The following is a 17,404-nucleotide window of genomic DNA, read 5'->3' on the forward strand; positions in this document are numbered from 1 at the left end:
GATAAGGGGGCGGAAATGATGAATTTGGCAGTAAATATTTTGCAAAATGATTTAGGTTATACAGTACAACTTAATGGTGAGATTGATGCGTATACGGCATCAGATTTAAAAAATAAGATTATGCCTATTGCAAGTGAGAAAGAGGTTTATATTGTAGTAGATTTTACTAAGGTAGATTATATGGATAGTACCGGTTTAGGCGTGTTTATAGCGCTATTAAAAGCAGTTAAGAAAAATGATGGAAAACTAGAGTTTATTGGTGTATCTAAAAGGTTAAAAAGATTATTTGATATTACAGGGTTAACAGAAATATTAAATTTGAATTCCGATTTTGAAAAAGTAGAAAGAAGGTGACTAGGGATGATGGAGAAATTTGAAAAGATAGAAATGAAAATTCCTGCAAGGGCAGAATATGTGGCTATTATTCGTTTAACAATGGCTGGTGTTGCGAACCGAATGGGCTTTGCTTATGACGATATAGAAGATATGAAAATTGCGATTAGTGAAGCATGTACAAACATTGTGCAACATGCATATAAAGAAGATGTTGGAGAAATTACAATCGTCTTTGGTCTATATGAAGATCGATTAGAAATTATGGTTGCGGATAATGGAGTTAGCTTTGATTTTAGTACTTTAAAAAGGAAAGTTGGTCCGTATGATATTAATAAACCAGTAGAACATTTGCCGGAAAATGGTTTAGGTTTATATTTAATCAATACGTTAATGGATGATATACAAATTATGCATGATGAGGGCATGACAGTTTTAATGACAAAATATATACAAAGAGAGCAGGTGGAGAATGATGGAAATCCAATCTCAACCTACAAATCTTGCTAAAGAAGACGTTATTAAACTAATTGCAGACTTCCAACAAAACCAATGTGATGAAGCACAGGAAAGATTGGTTCATCACTATAAAAACCTCGTACATTCCATCGCATATCGTTATTCAAAAGGTGGGCCGATGCATGAGGATATTATACAAGTAGGGATGTTAGGGCTCTTAGGCGCAATCAGAAGGTATGATTATTCGATAGGGAATGCTTTTGAGCCTTTTGCAATACCTACGATAGTAGGGGAAATAAAGAAGTATTTACGTGATAAAACTTGGGGTATTCATGTTCCAAGGCGAATTAAAGATTTAGGCGGGAAAATTAAACTTGCGATAGAGGAGCTAACAGATAACCTGCAGCGTTCACCGAAAATTATAGAGATTGCGGATCATTTAGGACTATCCGAAGAGGAAGTACTAGAAATTATGGATGCGAAAAATAATTATCAAGTATCTTCCTTAGATGATGTAGTTGAAAATTCATCTGATGGCAGTTCAGTAGCGAGAATTGAATCTGTAGGTGAAGTAGAGCAAGGATATGAAGAGACAGAAAGACGTCTCGTTTTAAATGATATTTTTAACGTATTAAATGATACGGAAAAGAGTGTTATTCATTATATATTTGGCGAAAATTTAAATCAAAAGGATACAGGGGAACGGTTAGGTATTTCACAAATGCATGTTTCTCGTATTAAAAGACAAGCGATAAGTAAATTGAAGCAAGCAGCATTTTTAGATACATAAAAAATTTGAAGTAATTATGTTTAAAACATGAGAAAAGGGGTAGTTATTAAGTATAGGAGGAGATATGAAAATGTCACACGATGTGAAAGAACTAATCGAAGGATTGAATGAAGATTTAGCAGGAGAATACTCGGCAATTATTATGTATAACCATAATGCAGCTACAGTTTCTGGTATATATAGACAAGTGTTAAAACCTTTCTTTGAATCTGAAATTAGTGATGAACAAGGACATGCCCTATATTTAGCGGAGAAAATTAAGACGCTAGGTGGTACACCTACTACGATCCCTTTACGAGTGAAACAAGTAGAAGATGTTAGAGAAATGTTAGAAGAAGCTAGGAAGTCAGAATATGAAACAATTAAGCGTTATGAAACGAGAAAAGAACAGGCAGCCAAATTAAATATGACAGAGTTAGTTGTAAAGTTAGAAGATATGATCGCAGATGAAACAAATCATATGGAAGAATTAGATCGTCTTTTAAGTGATAAAGCGATGGTGCTAAATTAAAAGTCCGATTGGTTCAACTAATAATCAGTGGGGGATGAAGAAAACCCCCACTGATTAAAGTTTCACTTTATAGAGTGAAAGAACAAACCCTCATTTCTAGGGGGTTTGTTCTTTTGCTGTATAAATATGTTTGAGTAGGAAATTTTCATTTTACAACTGAGTGTGCAATACTAGAAAAATAGAAAATGATAATAGATTTACATTTTAAATAAGAAAAGGGGAAATAACTTGTGTCCATTTTAATTGTCGATGATAATCCGGTTAACATCTTTGTAATTGAAAAAATTTTAAAACAAGCCGGATATCAGGATCTTGTATCGCTTAATTCTGCACAAGAGCTTTTCGAATACATCCATTTTGGGAAAGATTCTTCCAGGCATAATGAAATTGATTTAATACTATTAGATATTATGATGCCTGAAATTGATGGACTTGAAGTTTGTAGGCGATTACAAAAAGAAGAGAAGTTTAAAGATATTCCTATTATTTTTGTAACAGCTTTAGAAGATGCGAATAAATTAGCTGAAGCGCTTGATATAGGCGCGATGGATTATATTACGAAACCCATAAATAAAGTTGAATTGTTAGCGCGTATGCGTGTAGCATTACGCTTGAAATCGGAATTAAATTGGCATAAAGAACAAGAAGAAAACCTTCGTAATGAATTAGATTTAGCTACACAAGTACAAAGAAACTTATTAAGTAGCCCATTAAGAGAAGATCATATAAAAATCGAAGCAAGTTACTTACCTTCATTCAAACTAGCTGGAGATATGTATTATTGGTATAAAATCGATGAAAACCGCTACGGTATTATATTGTTAGATGTGATGGGGCATGGTGTATCTGCTTCATTAGTTTGTATGTTTATCTCGTCTGTATTGCGTGAAACGATTAAATGTTTAATTGATCCAGAGCTTGTCATTAAAGACTTAAATAAATATATGACTCTTTTACATAATGAGAATGACAATATTCCATATTATTTTACAGCGATATACTTAGTAGTTAATACAGAAAAGAGAACGATTGAATATGTAAATGCAGGACATCCTTCTGGATACGTTTTAGTTGATGAAGAGAATGTAGTTGAACTAGATCGCGGGAGTTGCGCGGTAGGATTTTTTGATGAAATAAAAGTTGAAAAGAAAGTTATACCTTTTGAGAAGAACGCTCAAATCGTATTGTTTACAGATGGTGTTCTTGAAGCAATTGCAAATGATGAATTTGAGTCTGAAGAGAAATTACGTGCTTTTACAGAAAGAAAATGGGGAGATTTAGAAGAAGAGATAGAAGGGTTTTATAAGGAAGAACAGAAGAAAACACAATCAGATGATATGTGCCTCATTATGATACAAACGAATGCGAAATAAAAAGCGTATGAAATCCAAACAGAGGATTTCATACGCTTTTTATTGTATTTTTTGATAGATTTGTTCGTTCGGATTAAATTGAATATAATGCGGCATTATATGTGAAAAACGGAGAGTTTCTTTATTTCCTAAACATAGGAATCCGTTGTGACCTAAACTTTCATAAAATAGTTGCTGTACTTGGTTTTGAAGTTTACTTGTAAAGTAAATTAAAACGTTACGGCACAGTATAATATGAAATTCGTTAAAAGATTGATCGGTTACTAAATTATGCTGCGCAAAAATAATGTTTTGTAAAAGAGATGGATTAAAATAAGCGAAACGATTATCTGTTGAATAATAGTTAGAAAATGCTTGTGTACCGCCGGCTTGTAAATAGTTTTTCGTATAAGTTTGCATTTTATTTAACGGGAGGATACCTTGTTTTGCTTTTTCTAACACATTTGTATTCATGTCTGTTGCGTAAATAACAGATCGTTCACTTAATCCTTCTTCATGAAGTAAGATGGACATTGATAATACTTCTTCACCAGTTGCGCATCCAGCATGCCAAATTCTAATTTCAGGATACTTTTTTAATTCAGGAATCACATGCTCTCTTAGCGCTTTAAAAAAGCTAGGGTTACGGAACATTTCAGTTACATTAATGGAGAAATCATTTAATACCTGTTCTAAAACCCCTTCCTCATGAATTACTTTTTCAATTAATTTTGAAATGGTAGGGATATTAGAGAGCTGCATCCGATTACAAATTCTTCTATAAATAGATGTGCGAGCATATTGGCGAAAATCAAATCCTGATAGTTTAAATACCGCTTCCAATAGTAATTCAATTTCTAAGTTCGTACGCTTATCCGTATCTACAGATGGATCAAAATTATAATACTTATTTTCCACTGAAACTAAACCTCACTTATTTTATTAACCATACACTCATTACCGAATAGAGTTGATGTAAATTTAATGGTTTACTTATATAATCTGAAGCGCCAGCAGATAAACATTTTTCTTTATCATTTGGCATTGCTTTCGCAGTTAATGCGATAATAGGTATTTCATGTAACCCTAAATTCATTCGGATATGTTCCATCGTTTCATAACCGTCCATATTCGGCATCATAATATCCATTAAAATAAGGTCAATATTTGCATTGTTTTTTAGTATGTCTAAACACTCTATGCCGTTTTGTGCAGTAATAATGTTGGCATGTTGTTTTTTTAATGCATTTTGTAATGCAAATATATTTCGATGATCATCATCAACAATTAAAATGGTTTTCTCTTGGAAGACGTTATTTGTTTCTGGCGTCACGATAGTTTCCTCAACAACTTCATCAGGAACAACGTCTTCTATCGTTGCTGCGACTTCTAGGTGGGCTACTTGTATATCAGTTAACCCATTTGGAAGGTTAGGAATATATACGGTAAAAGTACTGCCTTCTCCTACGTTACTCTCTAACGTAATCCAACCACCTAATAATCTAGCAAACTCTTTACAAATAGATAACCCTAAGCCTGTACCACCATATTTTCGAATCGTTGCGCCATCTGCCTGTTGAAAGGCTTCGAAAATGAGTTGATGCTGTTCTGTAGCAATACCAATACCAGTATCTTTTACCGAAATTGTCATCCAATCATTACTGATAGACTGCATTTCATGAGTTAAATTGGTTGTTTCTATCGAATCGAAATGTAAAGAAACGGATCCTTTTTCTGTAAATTTAAATGCATTGGATAATAAGTTTTTAATAATTTGTTCAATCCGTTTTGCATCTGTATAAAACAGATTAGGAATCGTATCACTGTCTTTAATCGTAAATTCAACGTTTTTTTGTGCAGCTATATGCAAAAAGTTTTGCTGCATATTTGCTGCCATGTCACTTATGTTCGTTGCTTCAAAAATAACATCTAGTTTTCCGGCTTCTACTTTCGATAAATCAAGTATGTCATTAATTAAAGTAAGTAAATCTTTCCCTGATGAATGAATAACGGTTGCTAATTCAATTTCATCATCGGATAAATGATTATCATGATTTTCTTTTAACATTTCAGATAATAGTAAAATACTATTTAACGGTGTGCGTAATTCATGAGACATATTTGCTAGAAATTCTGATTTGTATTTTGAGCTACGTAATAACTCACTTGCTTTTTCTTCTAATTCTGATTTAGTAATTTGTAAGTCAGCTGTCTTTTGCTCCGCCTCTTCCGTTCTAGACTCTAGTTGTTCATTCGTTGTTCTTAATTCTTCGGCTTGCATTTGTAGTTCTTCAGCTTGCGTTTGCAATTCTTCTGATTGAACTTGCAGCTCTTCTGTCATTGCTTGTGATTCATGTAAAAGAGTTTGAATTCGCATACGTCCCATAATGCTATGGATTGTTAAACCTAGATTATCAACAGTTTGTTGAATTAAATCTTGATGTAAATCTGAAATCTCAGTTACACTTACTAACTCCATTACTGCGATTACTTCATCCTCAAATAAGATAGGGATGACTAGTAGGTTTTTAGGGCGTATTTCTAATAATCCAGTAGTAACGTAACGAAACTCTTCAGGTATGTCCCTGAGAATAAAACTTTTCTTTTCTAAAGCAGACTGTCCAATGAAACCTTCACCCATTTTAATGGATTGTTTCCCAATATCAGTACCTTGATCTGCGAAAGAAGCTTTTTTCACATAGTAGACAGTGTCTTCAATTTCTTCACGTACATAAAATGCACCGCAAGAAGTTTGGGTTTTTTGTATCATTCCACTAAGAATTTTATTACCTAACATCTCAATAGAAGAAACACCTTGATACATTAAAATTAATTCTGCAAGCTCCGTTTGCAACCACTCTCTTTTCGATATTTCGTCTAGTAAGTGGTTCGTTGTGTGAGCTAGATCTTTTATTTCATCATGACTGTTTACATGAATTCTTTCCGTAATTTTTTCTTTTGAAGAAATAGATTTAATAACTTGAATTACATTTTTAATCGTTTTTGTAATGGAATTCGAAATATAGAGTGAAATGATAATGGAAATACAAGAAAGTAAGAACAATAAACTGTATAACCAAATCTCTAATTTATTATTTTCATTATCTAATTGTACAGCTCTTTTTTTCGTTAGTTGCTCCTCCACACTACGGAAGTTCGTTAGCTGCGATTGTAGCGACTGAATTTGAGTCGTGTCGATTGCTTGTACGTTATTACTATTGTGATTTGTAATTAATGGGTGAATCTCTTTATTAATCCAACTAGTAATGTTTTCATTAATTTGTTTTAATTTTTCTTGCTGAGAGGGGTTATCCTCTAATAGGGCAAGAAGGTCTTGATAATGTTTTTCGTAATCCTTTTCGGCAGCGTTAAGGGATTGAACGTAATTTGCATTATTAGAAGTGATAAATCCTTTCGCTTTATTTTCAATTGTTAGCAATTCTTTCTCCACTTGATTCGTTAAATTAAGAACTTTAAAATCGTGATCAATAATAAAATTACGAGATTTTTGTAAATTGGAAATCTCATTGTTTAGCATAATGAAAGAAATAAGTAAGAACAAAATGATAACTAAATAACCAGCCATAATTTTGTAACGAATACTAAATTTTGCTTTCGAGTCCATTAAAAATTCCTACCTTCAAGGTTATTAATAGTTTTCGGCCGTAAAGAATGAAACGTAATATATATTATATCAGTTTTCGTAAGGCCAAACTAGAAATCCCCCTATTGTATTAGGGGGTTCATTTTTTATCCCGCTTTAATGGGCAGTAAGACCCCCACCTCAAAATTCAGCGAAAGCAAAGAAGTTAGGTGGGGGATCAACTGCCCATAAAAGTCCGATTGGTTCAACTAATAATCAGTGGGGGATGAAGAAAATCCCCACTGATTAAAGTTTCACTTTATAGAGGAAATCATTTTGAAATATAAAACTATATATGAAAAGTAACAATCGAGGGAATAGGGGGCATAAAACTTTTAAGAAGGAAAGAGTGTTCTTAAAGCTTTTTTTGCATCTATTCCTTCAAAGATAAATAATACAAGTTCTCTCTTTTTGACAGTAAGGAAGAACGATACTAATATGCTTAAGTTTTTAATAGAAGTAAGTGTTCCGTGTTTACTTATAAATACATTCGTTTGAAATGTTTTCATTAAAGCATAAAAATGATGAATCTGCGTTATTGTAGGTGTTTCATTATAAAGAATAGTAGTAGATTGGATTGCATTCATCGAAATATTCCTTTCCATATAGTAAGCATAACAATATAAACATACCCGTTTTAAAAAATGTTAAACATATAAATAAGAAAAAATATAATTATAGTATTTTTACGTTTAGAAAGGGTTACGAAGGGTATACATATACTACAAAGAGATTGACTGAAGATGAATTATAAGATTTCTAACCTATAAAAATATATTTTTACTTTAAATAAAAAGGAGTCTGGTATACATGAATGAAATGATGATTGATATTACATTTGATTTAATTTACTTGTTAAGTAGTTCGCTTGTAATGCTTTTACTATTCGCTTTTTTCGTAAATGGTTATGTTAATAAGAAGATTAGTGTATACAGAAATGAAGAAAGATAAAGATACATTATATGAAACTTTAGGAGGTTAATAGTTATGAATATAGATAGAAAAATAGTAGGTGTTTTTAGAACAATTGATGATGCAGCACTCGTTATTAATGAATTAAAAGATAACGGATATTCGGCTGATAACATTTCAGCTATTGCGAAGGATCAAAAGGAAATTGAACATCTGGAAGAAAAATCGGGTGAAAAAGTGAATCATGAAACTGCACATAAAGCAGATATCTTTTCAGCGACAGGGCTTGTAGCAGGAGGAGTAGCAGGCGGACTCGGTGGTTTATTAACAGGTCTTGGTATACTTGCCGTATCTGGAATGGGCCCAATCGTAGCAGCGGGACCGATTGCAGCAGCTATTGGAGGAGCCGGTATTGGCGGGGGAGCAGGAAGTTTAATAGGAGCATTTATCGGATTAGGAATTCCTGAAGAACACGCTAAGAAATATGAAGAATACATTTACGATGGAAATATATTAATTTTAGTAGATGCAAAATTAGATGATAAGTTAGACATTTATAAAATATTTGATAAGCATAATGCGTATAACTCTGATTTCTTTAAATAATATGTACGTCATATATTAAACATAGTGAATATCGTTTTTTGATCTTACAACTTTGGCGCGACCGAGGAGTCGTATGACTATAAGAGAGGAAGGGCTTATAGTAAAAGATCAAGTTTAGAAGGAAAGAGGTGTCTTTTCGTGATTGTAAAAATATTAAAGGATAGAGGTAATGATTTCCTTTGTACGGTTCAACATAGAAATGGAGAGAAGTACGTAAAGAAATGGTTTCGTAAACAGGAAAATAATGAAGAATTAAGACGGCCAACTTTTAAAGAAGTAGAAAAGGACTGGAAAGAGAATAGAGAATCGTTTATGTATCCTCATGTTAAAGCGCTTTATTAAACATAATAGTCGTGTCATTCTTACAAAATTGTCACACTCCTGTAAGGTAATGCAATAGATTCGTTACTTTTTCTATGTCATAATAAAGACATAAGAAAGCGCATTAAAAAACTACAACTTATTAGGAGAGTGTCAGTCATGATTGTAACAACAACGTCTGGAATTCAAGGTAAAGAAATTATTGAGTATATCGATATTGTAAATGGTGAAGCTATTATGGGTGCAAATATTGTCCGCGATTTATTCGCTTCCGTTCGTGATGTTGTCGGTGGTCGTGCTGGTTCTTACGAAAGTAAGCTAAAAGAAGCTCGTGATATCGCAATGGATGAAATGAAAGAACTTGCAAGACAAAAAGGTGCGAACGCTATCGTTGGTATTGACGTAGACTACGAAGTTGTTCGTGATGGAATGTTAATGGTTGCTGTAAGTGGTACAGCTGTACGTATATAAGTAAATAAAAAACAGGCTCCCCCTTGAAGTTTATACTTTGAGGGGATTTTTTTATTTCATGGCTAAAGTGAAAATGAAGAAGAGGACGAATGTACTAACTCGCTAAAAGGATAAGCTGAAAAAACTATACTGTACATATGTTGAAAATGGGCAAAACGTTATTGTAAAAAATGCTAGGGTTGCTCCTAGCATTTCGTGAGGGGGTATTGCACGGGAATTTAGATAATAAGCTAAGCAGACACACTTGCTTATTTCAAATGTAGTATATATTGTTTTCAAAGGGAAAAGTAAGAAATACAACAATCTTTATATATGTTTAACGAAAGTGTTAACTTTATGATAAATAGTAAAATTGTTATTTGAGGTAAGGAGAGAAACATCAATAAAAGAGGTGTATAGGATATGGAAGGTAAGGTGATAACGTTGATGCAAAAATAAAGGGCAGTACATATTTTATATGAACGTTATGCACTGTCCTCACCTATTCCTTTTGGGTTATGAAAAGTTATTTCCTGTTTTGCTATAAAATTCATAGGCAAAAAAACCAAATAAATAGCCTATGCCGGCCCCTAAACTAATGGAAAGCAGTGAGAAATTCGGGAAAAACATGCCGAAAATCAAGCTGATCATACAGCCAACAAGCATTCCTATAGGTATTAAACTATCTAATAACAGTTGAGCTTTTTGAGATTTTTTCTTACCTAATTTTCCGTTCTTATATTTATGTTCCAATTTTTTAATTACAAATACTACAATTCCACCAACTATTACAACAGGCGCGACTGCCGAAATGAACCACATGTTAGAAGCTCCTTTCGCTTTTTAATTAAATTATACCATATATTAACATTTTTTAGTTTAAGCGGAGATAAGATCTTTCGCTTCTCCATTCTTTTTGTTCATAACTAAAGTTAATAGGAATAAAATGAAGCTTAAAAGTGCCATTATAATAAAAACTTGCGTATAACTATTGAAATAGTCACGAGCGATTCCAGCTAGGACAGGAATGAATCCGCCCATGATATATCCTCCTGACTGCATCATAGCAGTCCATGCACTCGCATCTTCTGAAGTTTTTGTTTCATATAGCGGCAGCATGAGAGCGAGTGGAAATACGCCGCCGAGCCCGATACCTAGTAGGATAGAAGGGATCCATGGTGTAGTTAATGGGTAAATCATAGGCAATAAACCTACGAGTACAAAACATATACTCCCTAATAACCAAAGTGCTTTGTTTTTATAAATATCCGCTAATGTTGGAATTAAAAAGCTGCATATCATTTGAATCACTGTAAAAACAGTTATAAGAGTACCCGCTTGCTCGCTACTGACACCCATACTTTGATTTGCGGGCGCAAGCCAGGTCGTAATAGAGTAAAAGATTCCTGATTGTAGCCCGAAAAAGATTGTAAACAACCATGCTTTTTTATTTCTTAAAGGTAAGCTATTATTCTTTTTATTTTGTGTACTCGTATTCTTTTTTCGTTTCATAACGGGATACCAAAATATAATGGCGATAATAGTAAGTACACCCCAAAAAGCGAGTGCTATATTCCAAGATCCTTTTAATATATGTTGTAAAGGAATCGTTAACCCTGCACTTAAAGAAGCACCAGTTCCCATACCTACTGAATATATGCCAATCATTAAGCCAATTTTCGTAGGGAATTTTTCTTTAATAAACCCTGATAGTAACGGACCTGCAAGTGCAATGCCAATACCGATAAATAAAGCACTCGCGAATAATGTGGAAATGGAAAAGGTAAAGGCCCTCATACATGTTGCCAAGCCGATTAAAATAAGACAAGCCATAATGGATTTTTCTGCCCCGTATTTCTTAATTACTTTCCCAGTCAGTAAGGCGAATGTCCCCATACAAAAAACAGGAATAGCTGTTAAAAAACTAACGGAAAAATTGCTTATATGTAAGTCTTGTCGGATTGTTTCTAATACAGGTGAAACAGATGTAATTCCGATACGTAAATTAATAGAAACAAAAAATAGTGCTAGTATATACAAATAAGTTCGTTCTGGATGTTTCAATTTCATTTTCTCCTCTCATAAACATCAGATGTTATTCAGTATATCATCTGATGTTTAAGTGTAATAGATAAGGAGCTTATTTCAGCTCCAAATTTTGAACAGCGTATGTTCGCGCTTCTTCAGCATTTTGTTTTAAAATAGCTTGGAATAACTTTTCATGAATGTCAGAGTTATCTTCATAGTCCGCTGTATTTAATATAAATTGGCTTAAAATGTGGCGAAGGGCAGGTACGAAAGATTGATATAAATCAAGTAGAACTTCGTTTTTGCTCGCCTTTGCAATGGCTAGATGAAACTGAATGTCTGCATCTATGTATGCTACATAATTTCCTTCTTGAAGGGCATTTTTTCTTTTACTCAAATGTCCTTTTAAGTATAAAAGATCCTCGTCGGTTCGGCGCTGTGCCGCTAACATCGCTACTTCTTTATCTAACATATTTCGTGCTTCATACACATGATGTATATTAGCTGCTTGCAGTCGTTTTTCAAATGAATCTTGCGTTGTATTGAGTGAAACAATACGAGTACCTTGTCCTTGGCGAACTTCTAATATGCCGGCATGTACTAATATCTTTATGCTCTCTCGCAATGTTGAACGTCCAACTCCTAACTCTTCCATTAATTGCGGCTCTGTAGGGAGGCGATCACCAACTTCATACTCGCCAGAAAAGATTTTCTCTTGTAGACGTTCTAGCACTTCATCGACTAATTTCCGCCGAGAAACTTTTGAAAAAGATTTCTTTTCATTCATATTCATCTGCTCATCTCCTGTTATATTCGCTTTTATGATAACCAATTTAAGTTAGGTTGACAATGTTATTTTTTAGGTAGTTGAAATGAGGATACTAAAATCGGGTTTATAAGACATAAAAAAACCTATTTTGAAAAAATCACTCAAAATAGATCCTTCAATTGCATTTAATAACTTGTCAAAAACACTTTTCCTTTCGTTTTCTCAGCAGACTGCACGACATCAACTGCTGCTTTCACATCCGCTAAGTCATATGTAGAATGGACTTTCATAAAACGCAATTGCTCATTTTCCACTAAGCGAATTAAATGACGAAACGTTTCTTGCCATTTATATGGTGACACTTCTTTATTCCAATGTCGTAAATGAAATATGTTCGCGTGCACTTTTGCTTTCGTGACAATTTCTGCCCAGTTTACTTGTATTCCTGATAGAAGGCCGATCGTTAAAAAGTGCCCGTTTGGACGTAAGGAAAAAGCTAATTCATTTCCATCTGGTCCCCCGATAGAATCAATCGCAGCATCTGCACCAATCCCGTTTGTTAATTCCATAACGGTTTCATAAAGCGGGTCAGTGGAAGTATCAATTACATACTCAGCACCAAGATGCAGTAATTCTTCTGTATGCTTATTATTTCTTGTAACTGCAATGAATCGGAAGTTTAAAATTTGTGATAACTGCGCAAATAGATGTCCAATAGCGGACCCGCAAGCATTCACTAATAAAACGTCATTCCGTTGTAAGTTTAGCGTTTCTGTACAAGTGACCCACGCCGTAAGAGGATTAATATACATTTGTGCCGCTGTAAAATCATCAATAGAATCAGGAATAGGGACTACAAAATCAGCCGATGTCTTCATATATTCTTGCCAAGTACCTTCTCCGCGTAACGGTAAAACACGTTTACCGATAAGGTCTCTCGTAACGCCCGCGCCAACATCTTCTACAATACCAACACCTTCATAACCAGGTATATTAGGTAACGGAATTCTATGTGCGTACGCTCCCGTTATTGGAATTAAGTCAGATGGATTAATCGGCCTAACTAACATACGAACGAAAACTTCAGTATCTTTTAATGGTTCTATATTTTTATATTCAACTTGTAATACATCTTTTGGGTTGCCGAACTCATGAAATTGTATGTATTTTCCGTGCAAGATAAATGTGCCCCCTTAGTTTGATTGGGTTTATTATAGCATTTTCAGTTTAAATGATTATTTCATTAGCACTAAGTAAAAGGGAACAGAAAGTTGTCGTTTATATTTCGAGGAGATTTTGATTGTGCAAACTTTTAAAATATACATTAATTATGTAGCATTGCTGAATAATAATCTTACATAAATATCAATGCATTTCGATATACAATAATTAATATTTGCATTTGGTAATGAGGATGAAGAGGAATAAGTGACTTATCCCGCTATTTGTGGGAGTCGGGCTGTATGTAAAAGCCTTCACTTTATCAAAATGTAAGTTGCATCTTGTATAATGTAATGGTGGAGGTCAGATATGAAAAAAATAAGTTTAAATATAGATTTGGATACAAATGTATTGGAAGTGGTATTTATTCCAAGAAGGTTTATTATTTTATGGATTACACTCGTATATATAGCTTCAATACTTTTAGAATTTCGTAATAATATTTTCTCTATGGATAGTTTTTTCTTTACAATAGTCATTGTTATTCATACTATTTTTCATTGGTATGCCAGTTCATTAAAAAATAGGCAATTGTTGTACTTCTTTTTTGTACAACTTTTCATTGTGTTTTTGGCTGCGTTTATTGCAACAAATGCTTCGATAGCGATTTTTGTTGGATTAACTCCTATTTTAATCGCCCAAAGTTTATATGTTTATAACAATATATTTAAAGTAATGGCAGTTTTTACTCTTATGTATGCAATATTTTGTGCTGCAATTAGTATCAATTATGGTGTGAATAAATTAGCTATTCTTATCTCTATGTTTCTTTTAGTGTTAGCAATTATTATTCCTTTTTCTTATATTAATAAGCAGCAATTTGATGCACGTAATCGTATACAGAGCTATATTCAAGAGTTAGAGTCTGCATATATGAGAGTGGAAGAATTGACATTAGCTAATGAAAGACAACGTATGGCAAGAGATTTACATGATACGTTAGCGCAAGGTTTAGCAAGCTTAATTATGCAATTGGAAGCGATAGACGCCCATATGCAAAAAGGGAATACAGGACGATCTCAAGAGATTATGAAACAAACTATGATAAGAGCGAGACAAACTTTACATGATGCAAGGTTGGTTATTGATGATTTGCGTCATACTACTAATTCATTTAATGGAGCAGTAAAAGAAGAGGTTCAACGTTTTTCTGAAGCTACGTCTATACATGTGAGATGCACTATCCAAAGTCCACCGTATATTTCAAGCGTAGTAAAAGAGCACTGCTTATATGTAATTAGTGAATGTTTAACAAATATCGCAAAACATTCACAGGCAGCAGATGTAAATTTAAATGTTGAATATATCGATGATCTTGAAAAACTTACTATTGAAGTTGAAGATAATGGAATTGGTTTTGACACTAGATATATCGGTAAGAATCCTGGACATTATGGTTTAATTGGTCTAAATGAGCGTGTTCGATTGATTAAGGGAGAAATACATATATTGAGTGAAAAGATGAAAGGTACGAAAGTGTATATTCAAGTGCCTATAAATAAAGAAGGAGATAGCCATGAAGCATAACGTATTAATTATAGATGATCATTTCGTTGTAAGAGAAGGTCTGAAATTAATAATAGAAACGAGTGATTCATTTCAAATTATAGGTGAGGCTGCAAACGGAGAAGAGGCCCTTTCTTTCATAGAAAAGAAGAAACCTGATGTCATTTTAATGGATTTGAATATGCCTAAAATGAGTGGTTTAGAAACAATTGAGGCTTTGAATGAAAAACAAAACTATACGCCGATTATTATATTAACTACTTATAACGAAGATGAATTAATGTTAAAGGGAATTGAGTTAGGGGCAAAAGGATATTTGCTAAAAGATACGGATCGAGAGAATTTGTTTCGAACATTGGAAGCGGCTATTCGAGGTGAGATTTTACTACAACCAAATATTATGGAAAAGATAGTGAAGTATAAAAGGAAAGAAGTACATGCTGATAAGGTTGCAGAAAATAACTTAACGGTTAAAGAATTGTTTGTGCTGAAAGCTATTGCGCGCGGATATAAGAATAAAGAAATTGCATTTGATATGGGAATAGCTGAGCGAACGGTAAAAGCATATTTAACAAATATATACAATAAATTAGGTGTTAATTCACGGTCAGAAGCAGTAGCTGTATCTATTGAAAGAAAGTTAATTCATTTTTAAAACATTATATATGCCCAATCGTACATGAAAGGCTTGCCCTTTTGTACGATTTTTTTATTTCTTTCTCATGTTATGCTTCAGAAAGTATGAGAGATTTAAGAACAATCTAATTGCATTACAATTATAGACGTTTCTAATGTAGGAAAGGAAGAAGAATAAGTAAATGGAAACTTTGCTTTTAATTCCTGTATTAATTTTCTTTATTTGGCTGCAAAGCAAACAAAGAAAATTAAACTGGATAGATATTATAGCTTTTCTCATGATGATAGGGATTATTACTTATATGGTGCCGCAACCAATGACTAGGGATTTACAAGCAGAGTTACTGGCAGTTACGCTTTTTTCTTTCGCTATTGGTGTTTGGCAAGGTGGGGGAATTACAGTCTGTTATGAGGATGAAGTTTTATATATTACAAATGGAAAACAGTTTTCCATTTCATGGATTCTCTTAATAATTGGCAACATAATTATTATTAATATATTTGAAGATGGATTTACATTTAATGGACCGTGGTTTCTTTTGTGTAGCGTTGTTATTGCATCTGGGGTAAAAAACAGTATTCTATGTATTCTGTACAAATTAACAGTGCGAAATTGAATAGGAAATCAAAGCTGTTTTCTTTTATCCCAACATAAAACGTATTGCTGTCAGCTCATTAAAAGACTGTAGTTGATAAAAAATGAGAAGGAAGTATTGGAAGAATGGGGGAGTTAACGTAGATGTTTCTACCTATTACTATATTTGATAGGTTTAGTTGGCTGGGGAATGTTGCTTTCTCTTTAGAAAAGACTAGCAGGAATCGAGCACTTTTGAGGGCAGAAGAAAGCAATGTTAATTTGTGTGAAAATAAATGTAGAGATTCGGTTAATAATATTCATCAAAAAATAAATGTGGATGCTTTGGACTATAGTAATAATCGCATATTGGGCCGTGCAGAACCTCATTCAACAATTATCATAACAAGTGGTGATATGTATGTTGGAAGCGGACGAGTTAATAAGTATGGAGAATTTGAAATATATACAAATGATTATCTGGAAGAGTATTTGGTACTAGAGATTCAGTTGATAATGGGTGGTTTTTATCAAGAGAGTATAATGGTAAATAAGATAGGATTATTTCTTTTTTTAGCTAAATAAAAAGGAAGCAACCTTAGTCGCTTCCTACATCTATTAAGCCGAAGCCTTCTTCATTCTCTCAAGTAAACTAGATAACACATGCGTACGATATGATTCTAGTTTTTTACCTTCGTAAGTACGAATACCTAATTTTTTAAGTTCTTTTACATACCAACCTTTGCTTCCGAAATACATGTGATCGCTCCCCTTCAACTTTGTTTTTATTTGTTCTGATTGTACTTGGAGGTACAGGTAATATAATGAAGGAAATGAATTTCGCGCGAAAATGGTTAACTTTGTTGCAAAAGACATATATACTAAGGATAGTATATAACGAGGTGGGCAAGACGTGATTATAGAGAAGCACGAAATTCAAATTGACCAAATTACGAGCGGTAAAGTGAATATCTTTACTTTCTATAGAAATAGAAAGCAAATTGATGATCATTTTTTACGATTGCAAGAACCATCGCTTACAGCAAACTACTTCTTCCATTTTCATTTTGATGCAGAGAGCTTGCATCTACTGCAGAAAGAGTTTCCAGGCGTATATCCGTACAACGGTAGTGAAACGATTCACGACTGGACGGAAAAGATGAAAGCAGAATTGCAACATCAGATCCAAACAGGAAAATGGAATAAGCGCGTACATATCGGTAATCGCATTCTAGATGTGGCGTTTACGTGGTGTGACGAAGATATAGTAGAGTGAAAAAGAAGCGGATGACG

At 33.5% G+C, this 17,404-nt stretch carries 22 protein-coding genes; 14 read left to right on the plus strand and 8 right to left on the minus strand.

Annotated elements, in window-relative coordinates; all coding sequences use genetic code 11:
- Positions 1-15: 15 nt before the first annotated feature.
- The 5 genes from rsbV (at position 16) to F8162_RS16685 (ending at position 3,466) form a co-directional block, all read left to right on the plus strand.
- On the plus strand, positions 16-354 hold the full coding sequence (gene rsbV, locus F8162_RS16665; protein ID WP_151631435.1) for an anti sigma b factor antagonist RsbV: 339 nt from the start codon (positions 16-18) through the stop codon (positions 352-354).
- A gap of 6 nt (positions 355-360) precedes the next feature.
- Positions 361-843 (plus strand): anti-sigma B factor RsbW, encoded by a 483-nt coding sequence (gene rsbW / locus F8162_RS16670; RefSeq protein ID WP_151631434.1) that lies wholly within the window; start codon positions 361-363, stop codon positions 841-843.
- Positions 806-1,582 carry an RNA polymerase sigma factor SigB gene (gene sigB / locus F8162_RS16675; RefSeq protein WP_151631433.1) on the plus strand — a complete coding sequence of 259 codons (777 nt, stop codon included), beginning with the start codon at positions 806-808 and terminating at the stop codon, positions 1,580-1,582. Before rsbW ends, sigB begins: the two co-directional genes overlap by 38 nt.
- Positions 1,583-1,652: 70 nt before the next feature.
- The gene (locus F8162_RS16680; protein WP_048526516.1) at positions 1,653-2,093 is read left to right on the plus strand and encodes a ferritin-like domain-containing protein; all 441 of its coding nucleotides are present in this window, start codon (positions 1,653-1,655) and stop codon (positions 2,091-2,093) included.
- Positions 2,094-2,323: 230 nt separating this feature from the next.
- On the plus strand, positions 2,324-3,466 hold the full coding sequence (locus tag F8162_RS16685; RefSeq protein WP_151631432.1) for a fused response regulator/phosphatase: 1,143 nt from the start codon (positions 2,324-2,326) through the stop codon (positions 3,464-3,466).
- Positions 3,467-3,505: 39 nt separating this feature from the next.
- Here F8162_RS16685 and F8162_RS16690 read toward each other — a convergent pair whose 3' ends face one another.
- From F8162_RS16690 to F8162_RS16700, 3 genes are all read right to left on the minus strand, one after another.
- Positions 3,506-4,363, minus strand: coding sequence for a CheR family methyltransferase (locus tag F8162_RS16690; RefSeq protein WP_151631431.1), 858 nt, complete (start codon positions 4,361-4,363; stop codon positions 3,506-3,508).
- A 16-nt stretch (positions 4,364-4,379) separates the two neighbouring features.
- Positions 4,380-7,070 (minus strand): ATP-binding protein, encoded by a 2,691-nt coding sequence (locus tag F8162_RS16695; protein WP_151631430.1) that lies wholly within the window; start codon positions 7,068-7,070, stop codon positions 4,380-4,382.
- A gap of 353 nt (positions 7,071-7,423) precedes the next feature.
- Entirely contained in the window at positions 7,424-7,675 is a 252-nt protein-coding gene (locus F8162_RS16700; RefSeq protein WP_151631429.1) for a hypothetical protein, read from the minus strand.
- A 223-nt stretch (positions 7,676-7,898) separates the two neighbouring features.
- On the opposite strand from F8162_RS16700, the gene F8162_RS28760 reads away from it, so the two are divergent.
- From F8162_RS28760 to F8162_RS16715, 4 genes are all read left to right on the plus strand, one after another.
- Complete coding sequence (locus F8162_RS28760; RefSeq protein ID WP_016089038.1) at positions 7,899-8,039, plus strand: hypothetical protein; 141 nt, start codon at positions 7,899-7,901, stop codon at positions 8,037-8,039.
- Between the two features lie 36 nt (positions 8,040-8,075).
- On the plus strand, positions 8,076-8,606 hold the full coding sequence (locus F8162_RS16705) for a general stress protein (protein WP_151631428.1): 531 nt from the start codon (positions 8,076-8,078) through the stop codon (positions 8,604-8,606).
- 138 nt (positions 8,607-8,744) lie between these two features.
- Positions 8,745-8,948: a DUF4028 family protein gene (locus F8162_RS16710; protein WP_151631427.1), complete on the plus strand. Its 204-nt coding sequence runs from the start codon at positions 8,745-8,747 to the stop codon at positions 8,946-8,948.
- Between the two features lie 138 nt (positions 8,949-9,086).
- Positions 9,087-9,398, plus strand: a complete 312-nt coding sequence (locus F8162_RS16715; RefSeq protein ID WP_071747895.1) for a heavy metal-binding domain-containing protein — start codon at positions 9,087-9,089, stop codon at positions 9,396-9,398.
- Between the two features lie 495 nt (positions 9,399-9,893).
- On the opposite strand, the gene F8162_RS16720 is transcribed toward F8162_RS16715, so the two are convergent.
- The 4 genes from F8162_RS16720 to F8162_RS16735 all read right to left on the minus strand — a co-directional run bounded on the left by F8162_RS16720 (position 9,894) and on the right by F8162_RS16735 (position 13,352).
- Complete coding sequence (locus F8162_RS16720; protein WP_151631426.1) at positions 9,894-10,199, minus strand: hypothetical protein; 306 nt, start codon at positions 10,197-10,199, stop codon at positions 9,894-9,896.
- 57 nt (positions 10,200-10,256) lie between these two features.
- Positions 10,257-11,447, minus strand: a complete 1,191-nt coding sequence (locus F8162_RS16725) for a CynX/NimT family MFS transporter (RefSeq protein WP_151631425.1) — start codon at positions 11,445-11,447, stop codon at positions 10,257-10,259.
- A gap of 70 nt (positions 11,448-11,517) precedes the next feature.
- Entirely contained in the window at positions 11,518-12,198 is a 681-nt protein-coding gene (locus F8162_RS16730; protein ID WP_151631424.1) for a FadR/GntR family transcriptional regulator, read from the minus strand.
- A gap of 161 nt (positions 12,199-12,359) precedes the next feature.
- Positions 12,360-13,352, minus strand: a complete 993-nt coding sequence (locus tag F8162_RS16735) for a zinc-dependent alcohol dehydrogenase family protein (RefSeq protein ID WP_151631423.1) — start codon at positions 13,350-13,352, stop codon at positions 12,360-12,362.
- Positions 13,353-13,704: 352 nt separating this feature from the next.
- Between F8162_RS16735 and F8162_RS16740 the strand changes: the two genes are divergently transcribed.
- The 4 genes from F8162_RS16740 (at position 13,705) to F8162_RS16755 (ending at position 16,696) form a co-directional block, all read left to right on the plus strand.
- Complete coding sequence (locus F8162_RS16740) at positions 13,705-14,922, plus strand: sensor histidine kinase (RefSeq protein ID WP_151631422.1); 1,218 nt, start codon at positions 13,705-13,707, stop codon at positions 14,920-14,922.
- Positions 14,912-15,556 (plus strand): response regulator, encoded by a 645-nt coding sequence (locus tag F8162_RS16745; protein WP_151631421.1) that lies wholly within the window; start codon positions 14,912-14,914, stop codon positions 15,554-15,556. Before F8162_RS16740 ends, F8162_RS16745 begins: the two co-directional genes overlap by 11 nt.
- A 163-nt stretch (positions 15,557-15,719) precedes the next feature.
- A complete protein-coding gene (locus F8162_RS16750; protein WP_151631420.1) occupies positions 15,720-16,154 on the plus strand; it encodes a hypothetical protein in 435 nt (144 codons plus the stop codon).
- Positions 16,155-16,276: 122 nt separating this feature from the next.
- A complete protein-coding gene (locus F8162_RS16755; RefSeq protein WP_151631419.1) occupies positions 16,277-16,696 on the plus strand; it encodes a hypothetical protein in 420 nt (139 codons plus the stop codon).
- 33 nt (positions 16,697-16,729) lie between these two features.
- Here F8162_RS16755 and F8162_RS16760 read toward each other — a convergent pair whose 3' ends face one another.
- Positions 16,730-16,870, minus strand: coding sequence for a YflJ family protein (locus tag F8162_RS16760; protein WP_000273536.1), 141 nt, complete (start codon positions 16,868-16,870; stop codon positions 16,730-16,732).
- A 154-nt stretch (positions 16,871-17,024) separates the two neighbouring features.
- On the opposite strand from F8162_RS16760, the gene F8162_RS16765 reads away from it, so the two are divergent.
- Positions 17,025-17,387: a hypothetical protein gene (locus F8162_RS16765; protein WP_151631418.1), complete on the plus strand. Its 363-nt coding sequence runs from the start codon at positions 17,025-17,027 to the stop codon at positions 17,385-17,387.
- Positions 17,388-17,404 lie beyond the last annotated feature (17 nt).

Origin of the sequence: Bacillus sp. CH140a_4T (genome assembly GCF_008923725.1) — a bacterium.
Taxonomy (GTDB): domain Bacteria; phylum Bacillota; class Bacilli; order Bacillales; family Bacillaceae_G; genus Bacillus_A.